This is a genomic window from Terrabacter sp. P5_B1, assembly GCF_056400505.1.
Genome location: NZ_JBFULD010000157.1, coordinates 1 through 9,480, shown reverse-complemented (window position 1 = coordinate 9,480; position 9,480 = coordinate 1). Strand labels below are relative to the sequence as shown.

The 9,480-nt window shown below is 71.1% G+C and carries 9 protein-coding genes and 1 pseudogene; 5 read left to right on the top strand and 5 right to left on the bottom strand.

Going from position 1 to position 9,480, the window contains the following annotated elements; all coding sequences use genetic code 11:
• Positions 1-425 (bottom strand): annotated as a pseudogene (locus tag AC1DP0_RS12570) (ATPase); the annotation flags it as partial.
• A 211-nt stretch (positions 426-636) separates the two neighbouring features.
• Between AC1DP0_RS12570 and AC1DP0_RS12565 the strand changes: the two are divergent.
• The 3 genes from AC1DP0_RS12565 to AC1DP0_RS12555 all read left to right on the top strand — a co-directional run bounded on the left by AC1DP0_RS12565 (position 637) and on the right by AC1DP0_RS12555 (position 4,007).
• Entirely contained in the window at positions 637-2,085 is a 1,449-nt protein-coding gene (locus AC1DP0_RS12565) for an NAD-dependent malic enzyme (protein WP_478084895.1), read from the top strand.
• 17 nt (positions 2,086-2,102) lie between these two features.
• The gene (locus tag AC1DP0_RS12560; RefSeq protein ID WP_478084894.1) at positions 2,103-3,443 is read left to right on the top strand and encodes an MFS transporter; all 1,341 of its coding nucleotides are present in this window, start codon (positions 2,103-2,105) and stop codon (positions 3,441-3,443) included.
• A 201-nt stretch (positions 3,444-3,644) separates the two neighbouring features.
• Positions 3,645-4,007 carry an MmcQ/YjbR family DNA-binding protein gene (locus AC1DP0_RS12555; RefSeq protein WP_478084893.1) on the top strand — a complete coding sequence of 121 codons (363 nt, stop codon included), beginning with the start codon at positions 3,645-3,647 and terminating at the stop codon, positions 4,005-4,007.
• A 90-nt stretch (positions 4,008-4,097) separates the two neighbouring features.
• Here the strand turns inward: AC1DP0_RS12555 and AC1DP0_RS12550 are convergent, their stop codons facing one another.
• The 4 genes from AC1DP0_RS12550 to AC1DP0_RS12535 all read right to left on the bottom strand — a co-directional run bounded on the left by AC1DP0_RS12550 (position 4,098) and on the right by AC1DP0_RS12535 (position 7,546).
• Positions 4,098-5,324, bottom strand: a complete 1,227-nt coding sequence (locus tag AC1DP0_RS12550) for an MFS transporter (RefSeq protein ID WP_478084892.1) — start codon at positions 5,322-5,324, stop codon at positions 4,098-4,100.
• Positions 5,321-5,782 (bottom strand): MarR family winged helix-turn-helix transcriptional regulator, encoded by a 462-nt coding sequence (locus AC1DP0_RS12545; protein WP_478084891.1) that lies wholly within the window; start codon positions 5,780-5,782, stop codon positions 5,321-5,323. The genes AC1DP0_RS12550 and AC1DP0_RS12545 overlap by 4 nt, the downstream gene beginning before the upstream one ends.
• 145 nt (positions 5,783-5,927) lie before the next feature.
• A complete protein-coding gene (locus tag AC1DP0_RS12540) occupies positions 5,928-6,863 on the bottom strand; it encodes an LLM class F420-dependent oxidoreductase (RefSeq protein WP_478084890.1) in 936 nt (311 codons plus the stop codon).
• Positions 6,864-6,880: 17 nt separating this feature from the next.
• Complete coding sequence (locus AC1DP0_RS12535) at positions 6,881-7,546, bottom strand: TetR/AcrR family transcriptional regulator (RefSeq protein ID WP_478084889.1); 666 nt, start codon at positions 7,544-7,546, stop codon at positions 6,881-6,883.
• Positions 7,547-7,659: 113 nt separating this feature from the next.
• Here AC1DP0_RS12535 and AC1DP0_RS12530 point away from each other — a divergent pair, with 113 nt between their 5' ends.
• Together AC1DP0_RS12530 and AC1DP0_RS12525 are read left to right on the top strand one after the other, a co-directional pair.
• Entirely contained in the window at positions 7,660-7,893 is a 234-nt protein-coding gene (locus AC1DP0_RS12530; protein WP_478084888.1) for a hypothetical protein, read from the top strand.
• A gap of 8 nt (positions 7,894-7,901) precedes the next feature.
• Positions 7,902-9,419: an MFS transporter gene (locus tag AC1DP0_RS12525; RefSeq protein ID WP_478084887.1), complete on the top strand. Its 1,518-nt coding sequence runs from the start codon at positions 7,902-7,904 to the stop codon at positions 9,417-9,419.
• The last annotated feature ends 61 nt before the right edge of the window (positions 9,420-9,480 follow it).

Below are 9,480 nucleotides of genomic sequence, written 5' to 3'. Positions count from 1 at the left end.
CCGGTGYGAAGCTCGATGAGGTCGTCCTGCACGACCTCCGTCGTGGGCACGACGCGCACCCCGCCGTCGCGCACGACCCGCGTGGTCGGGGCATTGAGCAGCGCCAACCGGTCGAGCTTCCGCTTCGCAAGGTACTCCTGCACGATGCCGATGGCCGAGTTGACGACGAGGACGATCCCGAAGAGCCCATCGGCGAAGGATCCCGTGACCATGACGAGGGCGAAGAGCGCGCCGAGGATCGCGTTGAACCGCGTCAGCACGTTGGCGCGGACGATCTCGCCGATCGAGCGCGACGTGCGCTCGGTCAGCTGGTTGACGGCCCCGCGCGAGACCCGCTCGGCCACCTCCGCGGTCGTCAGCCCCTCGGGACGGGTCAGCCCCGCCCGGCCGGGCGTCGTCGCGGGCGGCGTCCCGTGTGTCGTCACCGGCCCATTGTCGTATGCCGGGTGCCCGCCCTCGCGGCGCAACGTGCACGAGCGCTCGGGTGACGTCCTCGGGTGACGTTCTCGGGTGACGTTCTCGAGACGGCGCGGGACGGCATACGCCGTCGGTCGTCGACGTCCCGGCGAGGGAGCGGACAAATGTTACTGATCGGTCCTCGGACGACGTCCGGGGCAATTCCCGGATCGTGGGACGATGGGGGGCGTGACTGAGTCGATCCAACGTGCCCGTGCCACCACCGCCTCCTACTCGATCACGATGCGGATCCACGCCGGCACCGACCCGGCGGTCATCGGGGCCCTCGCCGTCAAGGTCGCCGAGAGCGGCGGCATCACGACGGCGCTCGACATCGTCGACTCCCACCCGGACCGGCTCGTCATCGACCTCACCTGCTCGGCGAGCAACGCCGAGCACTCGAACGAGGTCGTCGACGCCGTCGAGACCCTCGAGGGCGTCCGCGTCCACAAGGTCTCCGACCGCGTCTTCCTCATGCACCTCGGCGGCAAGATCTCCGTCGAGTCCAAGGTCAACCTGCGCAACCGCCAGGACCTCGCGATGGCCTACACGCCCGGCGTCGGCCGGGTCAGCCAGGCACTCGCCGAGCATCCGGAGGACGTGCCGAAGCTGACGATCAAGGGCAACTCGGTCGCCGTCGTGACGGACGGCTCGGCCGTGCTCGGCCTCGGCAACATCGGCCCCATGGCGGCGCTGCCGGTCATGGAGGGCAAGGCCGCCCTCTTCAAGCGCTTCGCCGACATCGACGCGTGGCCGATCTGCATCGACACGACCGACGTCGACGAGATCGTGCGCACCGTCGAGCTCATCGCCCCGGGCTTCGGCGGCATCAACCTCGAGGACATCGCCGCGCCGCGCTGCTTCGAGGTCGAGGCCAAGCTGCGCGAGCGCCTCTCGATCCCGGTCTTCCACGACGACCAGCACGGCACCGCCATCGTCGTGCTCGCGGCCCTGAAGAACGCGCTGCGCATCATCGACAAGCCGCTGCCCGAGGCCAAGGTCGTCGTGTCCGGCGGCGGCGCGGCCGGCTCGGCGATCGTCCAGCTGCTGCTGGCCGCCGGTGCGGTCGACGTCACCGTCTCGGACCGCCCCGGCCTGCTCAACAAGGACGACGAGTCGCTCACCCCGGCGTGGCGCGAGCTCGCCGCCAAGACCAACCCGCGTGGCCTCACCGGCACCCTCCGCGACGGCCTCCAGGGCGCCGACGTCTTCATCGGCGTCAGCGCCCCCCGCATCCTCGAGCCCGAGTGGATCAACGAGATGGCCGACAAGCGCATCGTCTTCGCGCTCGCCAACCCCGACCCGGAGGTCGACATCTACGAGGCGACGCAGCGCGCGACGGTCGTCGCCTCGGGCCGCAGCGACTACCCCAACCAGATCAACAACGTCCTCGCGTTCCCCGGTGTGTTCCGCGGGCTGCTCGACGCCCGCGCGACCGACGTGACGACGGAGATGCTCATCAGGGCGGCCGACGCGATCGCGTCCGTCGTCACCGACGAGCAGCTCAACCCGAACTACATCATCCCCAGCGTCTTCCAGCCCGACATGAGCAAGACGGTCGCCAAGGCGATCGTCGACTGCGTGCCCAAGGCCCCCGCGAAGAGCATCCCGATGACCGGCGCGAACTGAGGAGCACGACTCACCGGATGACGAGAACGACCCAGCCGGCCCTGCCGGGGCAGCGCTACACCCTCGACGGCCGCCGTGCCTGGGCGGTCTGGGCGGCGGCCATCTCCGTCTACGTCCTGGCCGTCTTCCACCGCACGTCGCTCGGCGTGGCCGGGCTCGATGCCGCCGACCGCTTCGGCATCAGCAGCTCGCAGCTGTCGACCTTCACCATCCTGCAGCTCTTCGTCTATGCGGCTATGCAGCTGCCGGTCGGGGCGCTGCTCGACCGCTACGGCTCCAAGCAACTGCTCGGCTTCGGTCTCTCGCTGCTGACGGTCGCGCAGCTCGGTTTCGCGTTCGTCCACTCCTTCGAGGCCGCCCTGCTGTGCCGCGTGCTGCTCGGGATGGGCGACGCGATGGTCTTCATCTCGGTGCTGCGCCTCGTCGCCCTGTGGTTCTCGCCGCGACGCACGCCGATGGTGACCCAGCTGACCGGCGTCCTCGGACAGCTCGGCGCGCTCGCCGCGGCCGGACCGCTGGCAGCCGCGCTCGCCCGCTTCGGGTGGACGCCGTCGTATGCCGTCGCGGCGTCGGTGGGCGTCCTCAGCGGGGTCGCGCTCGTGGTCGTCGTCAAGGACAGCCCCTACACCGACCACCACCGCGACGAGCTCCGGCTCCGGGCGATCGCCCGCACGCTGCGGGCCGCGTGGCTCGTGCCGGGGACCCGACTCGGACTGTGGTCGCACTTCACGTCGCAGTTCGCCGCCAACATGTTCACGATGCTGTGGGGCTTCCCGTTCCTCGTTGCGGGACAAGGGCTCTCGCCGGCGACGGCCAGCGTCATGCTCATGGTCATGGTCGTCACCTCGGTGGTCTCGAGCCCGGTCATCGGCACGCTGACCATGCGCTACCCGTTCTCCCGCAGCACGATGGTGCTGTGGATCGTCGCTGCGGCGATCGCGGCCTGGACCGTCGTCCTGCTCTGGCCGGGCCGTGCCCCGTTGTGGATGCTCGTCGTCCTCGTGGTGCTCATCGCCATCGGCGGCCCGGGCTCGATGATCGGCTTCGACCTCGCGCGGACGTTCAACCCGCCGACCCGCATCGGCAGCGCGTCGGGCATCGTCAACACCGGCGGCTTCATCGCGACGCTGACGGCGGTGGCCCTCGTCGGCGTCGTCCTCGACCGGGTGTCGCCGGCCGGTCCGTCGACGTGGGGCGTCGACTCGTTCCGGGCCGCGATGACGGTGCAGTACCCCGTGTGGGCGCTCGGCGTCGTGCAGGTGCTGCGCTACCGGCGCAGGGCGCGGCGCGCCGCCCTCGAGGCCGACCCCGACGCGTATGCCGCCATGCAGGCCGGCGAGTCCGTCACCTTCCACTGACACCCGCCCCGCCCACGAACGACCCCCGACCCCCGACCCCCGATCCCCGACCCCCGACCCCCGACTCCCGGCACTCCCTCAACCGTCGAGAGGCCACGTGTGGCCGCCGCCGACACGTCGAGAGGCCACGTGTGGCCGCCGCTGACACCTCGAGAGGCCACGTGTGGTCGGGTCGGTCTAGCCTGCTCGCTAGGAGGAGCGATGGCGACGTGGGCCGATGTGGACGAACTGGCCAGACGCCTGCCGGGCGCCGAGCGGGCGGTCGCCCACGACGGGTCGGCCGCGTGGCGCGCCGGACGGCATACGTTCGCTCGCCTGCGCTGCGGTGACGACGGGGACGAGCTCGTGCAGGTGTGGACCGGCGAGATGGACACCGAGGAAGCGCTCGCCGGCCGCCGCGACGTCTTCGTGCACATCGACACCTTCCGCTTCCGCGTGACGCTGTGGGCGCACCTCGACCGGCTCGACCGGCGCGAGCTGGCGGAGCTGCTCCTCGAGTCCTACGACATTCGGGGCGGCCGCCGCCGACGCGGTGACGTCGGCGTCGACGATCTCCTCGGTTGAACGACGAAAGGCCAGACTTCGCGACGAAGTCTGGCCTCTCGACTGCGCCGAGGCGGCCACACGTGGCCTCTCGACGGTTGAGGGGGCGCGTCAGGCGTCGCCGACGGTGAGGGCCTCGGCCTCCACTCGTGAGGTGACGGCCTCGGCGCCGTGGCCGGGGGCCTCGTCGAGCGCGCTGATGATGCCGCGTGCCGTGAGGAGCACGAGCACGCCGAGCACGACGGCGCCGGAACCCACCCAGAACGGCAGGTGGATCGACTTCTCCCCGAGGTTGCCGGCCAGCCACGGGGCGATGGCGCCGCCGCTGAAACGGACGAAGGAGTAGGCGGCCGAGGCCACCCCGCGCTCGACGGGTGCGACCTTCATGACGGTCTCGGTGATGAGCGTGTTGTTCACACCGAGGAAGGCGCCGGCGAGGATGACTCCGATGACGAGGACGGTCTTGTTCTCGGTCCAGACGGCCATGGCCGCGAGGATCACGGCGAACCCGAGGAGCGCGCCGACGATGCCGGCCAGGGTGCCGAACCGACGCTGGATCATCGGGGCGACGAAGACGGACGTGATGGCGAGCAGGACGCCCCATCCGAAGAAGATGAACCCGATCTGGTGTGCTCCCATGGCGAGCGGGAACGGCGTGAACGCGAGCAGCGTGAAGAAGCCGAAGTTGTAGAGCAGGGCCGTGATGCCGACGGTGAGCAGACCGCGGTGGCCGAGGGCACGCAGCGGCGCCGAGATCGAGGTCGGCGTCTCGGCCGGCGGGGTCTTGGGCAGCGTCGTCAGGGTCGCAATGAAGGCGACCGCCATGAGGACCGCGACGCCGTAGAAGGGCCAGCGCCACGAGATGCCACCGAGCCAGCCGCCGAGCAGCGGGCCGGTCGCGATGCCGACACCCAGAGCGGCCTCGTAGAGGATGATCGCCTGCTTCACCGAGCCGGATGCGGCGTTGACGATCGTGGCGAGGGCGGTCGCGATGAACAGGGCGTTGCCGAGGCCCCACAGGGCGCGGAAGGCGACGATCCCGCCGACGGTGTCCTGGCTGCCGGCGAGGGCGGCGCCCATGATGATGAGCGCGAGGCCGAGCAGCAGGGTGCGCTTGGCACCGACGCGGCTGCTGACCCAGCCGGTCCCGAGCATGGCGATGCCCATGACGGCGAGATAGCTGGTGAAGAGCAGCGAGACCTGTGAGGGCCCGGCGCCGAGCTCGTCGGCGATGGGCTTGAGGATGGGGTCGACGAGGCCGATGCCCATGAAGGAGATCACGCAGGCGAACGCGATCGACCATACGGTCTTGGGTTGGCGCCACATGGTGGTGGTCATCCGTCCTTTCGGGTGGGGTGGGGAGCGGGGGTGTCCGCCGCGGCGTCGAGCAGCTCGTTCATGACGTCGATGGCGACCTGGACGCGGGCGAGCGCCGGACCGTCGAGCTGGTCGAGGGCGGGGGACAGGACGGCCAGTCGGGCCCGGCGGACGTTCTCGAGCGCCGCGTGGCCCTCCGTGCTGAGGGAGATCACCGTGGCGCGCGCGTCGTCGGGGTCGGATCCGCGATGGACCCAGCCCGACGCCTCGAGGCGCTGGAGCTGGGTGGTGATCGTCGGCTGGCTGCTGTGATCGGCGGCCGCGAGGACGCTGACCCGCGAGGGCCCGAGCTCGTCGAGGAGGGCGAGCAGGCGGGCCTGGGCGAAGGGGACGTCGAAGGACGCGTGCCGACTGGCCCAGCGCGACAGCCGTGCGGCCGAGCGCAGCAGCTCGTTGCCCAGGGTGGTCGGTTCGGTCACTCGCACCAACTTACATAGATAACCTATGCATACCAAATCGGGCCGCAGCTGCAGTCCGGACGGATTGCTCTCCCGAACGGGTTTCGGGGGTCACGAGCTCCGATCGAGAGAGCGATCCGTCCGCGGTGGGTGCCGGCCGACGCGCTCAGGCGACCTGGCGCAGCACGCCCTCGGCGATGTCGGCGAGGTGGTCGAGGTCGGAGAGGTCGAGCACCTGCAGGTAGACCCGCTCGGTGCCGACCGCCTGGAACTCCGCGATCTTGTCGACGACCTCGTCGGCCGAGCCGGCCAGGCCGTTCGCGCGCAGCTCGTCGACGTCACGGCCGATGGCCTCGGCGCGGCGTCGCAGGGTCGCGTCGTCCTTGCCGACGCAGACGACCTGGGCGGCCGAGTAGGTCAGCGAGTCGGGGTCGCGGCCGATCTCGCGCGCGATGTCCCGGACCCGTCCGAAGAGCCGGCCGGACTCAGGGGCCGACGTGAACGCCGCGTTGAACTCAGCGGCATACCGTGCGGCGAGGGTGGGCGTCCGCCGTTTCCCGCCGCCACCGATGATGATCGGCACGCCACCCTCCTGGACCGGCTTGGCCAGCGCGGGGGAGTCGGCGACGGAGTGGTGGGTTCCCTTGTGGCTGAACGTCTCTCCCGCCGGAGTGCCCCACAGCCCGGTGATGAGGGCGAGCTGCTCCTCGAGCCGGTCGAACCGCTCGCCGAGCGGCGGGAACGGGATGCCGTATGCCGTGTGCTCGGCCTCGAACCAGCCAGCGCCGAGTCCCAGCTCGACGCGTCCACCACTCATCTGGTCGACGCCCGCGACCTGGACCGCGAGCGGCCCGGGCAGGCGGAAGGTCGCCGAGCTGACGAGCGTGCCGAGCCGGATCGTCGAGGTCTCACGGGCCAGGCCGGCGAGGGTCGTCCAGGCGTCGGTGGGGCCAGCCCCGCCGTCCCCGCCCATGTGGAGGTAGTGGTCCGAGCGGAAGAACCCGCTGAAGCCGAGGTCCTCGACGGCTCGCGCGACGGCGAGCAGGTCGTCGTAGGTGGCGCCCTGTTGGGGCTCGGTGAAGATGCGCAGGTCGACGGTCATGCCCGTGCAACCACGGGTCAGTCGCGAACAATCCCGTCGACGACGACCTCGAGCATGGGGCGCACGTCGAGCTCGGTGCGGCTCGTGTCCGCCACGCTCGCGACACCGCTCACGAGCCGCATCACGTTCGCGGCGTCGATGCCGGGACGCAGGTCGCCGTCCGCGTCGAGGTGGTCGATGACCCGACGGTTGGCGTCGCTCATGACGCGGCACTTGCGATACATCGGTGAGGCGGGGTCGTCCATGGCGGCGCAGATCTTGCTCGCCGCGCCGCGGTGCAGCGTGATGTGGTCGATGAAGTGCTCGAACCAGCCGAGCAGCATCTCGCGCGCCGGCAGTCCGGTGGCGATCGCGGCGTCGGCATCGGCGGCGACCCGGTCGGTCCAGTCCTGCATCAGGGCGTCGACGAGGGCCTCGCGGGTGGGGAAGTGGCGGTAGAGCGTGCCCGGACCGACCCCGGCCCGCTTGGCGATCTCGTCGAGCGAGGAGTCGGTGCCCCGTTCGGTGAAGACGATGCGGGCGGTCGCCAGGATCTTGTCGTAGTTGCGTTTGGCGTCGGCGCGCATCGGGCGGGGAGATTTCTCGGTGTTGTCCTGGGCTGGTCCGCTTGCCGAGTCCTCTTGGGCGGCAACGGATTCCGGCGACGGATCGAGCGTCGCCTTGCCGGTTTCGGCAGGCGTCACGAGAAACTCCCTTGCTAAAACGGAGACAGTCTCCGTATTGTGGGTCAGGCAGAACCGGAGTGGTTCTCCGCTAATCGTAGCGCCGACCGTCGTCACAGAGGAGTCCGGCAACCATGACAACCACGATCCGCCCCACCCGACAGGCCCTTCGCGTCCACCGCTCGCACCTGGCCACCACGCACCGCGCCCCGCTCGTCCAGCGCCGCGAGCAGACCGGTGCCGCCAGGGGCTCCGGTGCCACGCGCACCCGAGCCACGGCCTTCGTCCCCATGACCCGCGACCCGCTCACCGCCGAGACGTCGCCCACCCCGTCCGGGGACCACCAGTCCCAGCACCACGAATCCTGAGGTCAGAGATGTCGACCACCGCCACCCGAACCACGCGCACCACCCCCACCTCCCGAACCACCCGACAACCCGCCGGTACCGACCCCACGGACCGCGCCGCCCGCCGGAGCGCGATCGGCCTCGGCGTCGTCCTCGTCGCCCAGCTCATGCTCGTGCTCGACGCCACCGTCGTGAACGTCGCGCTCCCGCACATCCAGACCGACCTCGGTTTCTCGGCCGCTGGCCTCTCCTGGGTGCTCAACGCCTACACCCTCGCCTTCGGCGGCCTGCTGCTTCTCGGCGGCCGCCTCGGGGACGTCTTCGGGCGCCTGCGCAGCTTCGAGATCGGCCTCGCGATCTTCACCGTCGCGAGCCTCCTCGGCGGCCTCGCCACCACGCCGGCCTGGCTCATCGCCGCGCGCACCCTGCAGGGCGCCGGGGCCGCGCTCGCCGCCCCCAGCGTCCTGGCCCTCGTCACGACGAGCGCCCCGAACGACGCCGCACGCAACCGTGGGCTCGCCCTCTTCACGGCCGTGTCCTCGGCCGGGGCGTCCATCGGCCTGCTCCTCGGCGGCGTCCTCACCGACTACGTGAGCTGGCACTGGACGCTCTTCGTCAACGTGCCGATCGGCGCCGTCGTGCTCGTCCTGGCCCGGCGCTTCGTCACCGAGACCCCGCGGGTCCGGGGCCGCTTCGACGTCGTCGGCGCCGTCAGCGCGACGCTCGGGTCCGTGGCGCTCGTGCATGGCTTCATCAGTGCCGCGGACCGCGGCTGGGGCGCTCCGCTCACGATCGCGTCGTTCGCGGTCGGCCTGGCACTGCTCGCCCTCTTCGTGCGCACCGAGAGCCGCGTCGCCTCGCCCCTCCTGCCGCTCGCGCTCGTCCGCAACCGCACCCGTGGGGGAGCGCTCGTGCTCATGGCGCTCGTCGTCGGCGCGCAGTTCTCGACGTTCTTCCTCGTGACGCAGTACCTCCAGCTCGTTCTCGGCTTCAGCCCGGTCGCGACCGGCGCTGCGTTCCTCCCGCTCAGCCTCGCGATCTTCGCGACGTCCCGCGTCAGCGCGCGCCTCGTGGCCAAGGTCGGCCCGCGCCCGATGCTGCTCGTCGGCACGCTCGGGCTCACGGCCAGCTTCCTGTGGCTGAGCACCCTGTCGACGACGAGCACGTATGCCGCGCACCTCCTCGGCGCGCTCGTGCTCAACGGCATCTCCGCAGCGCTCGTCTTCATGCCGGTGACGGTCGTCGTCCTCGGCGGCGTCGACCGTGCCCAGGCCGGCACGGTGTCGGGTCTGCTCCAGACCGCCCAGCAGCTCGGCGGCGCCATCGGTCTCGCCGCCATCGTCAGCGTCTACGCGTCCCGCGCGGTCCCCGGCCAGTTCGTGCCGGGCGTCGAGCCGGCGTTCCTCACGTCGGCGAGCTTCACCCTCGTGGCACTGCTCGTCGCGGCTGTCGTGCTGCGCCCCCGTCCGGCGAGGGCGGTGCCCGAGCCGGAGCCCACGCGCGAGACCGTCGCCGTGCCTGCAGCAGACGTTGCCCAGGCTGGCTGACCCCGGCCACCCCATGAAACGGCCCATGGTGCTGCGTCCGGTGGGGTGATCACCCCACCGG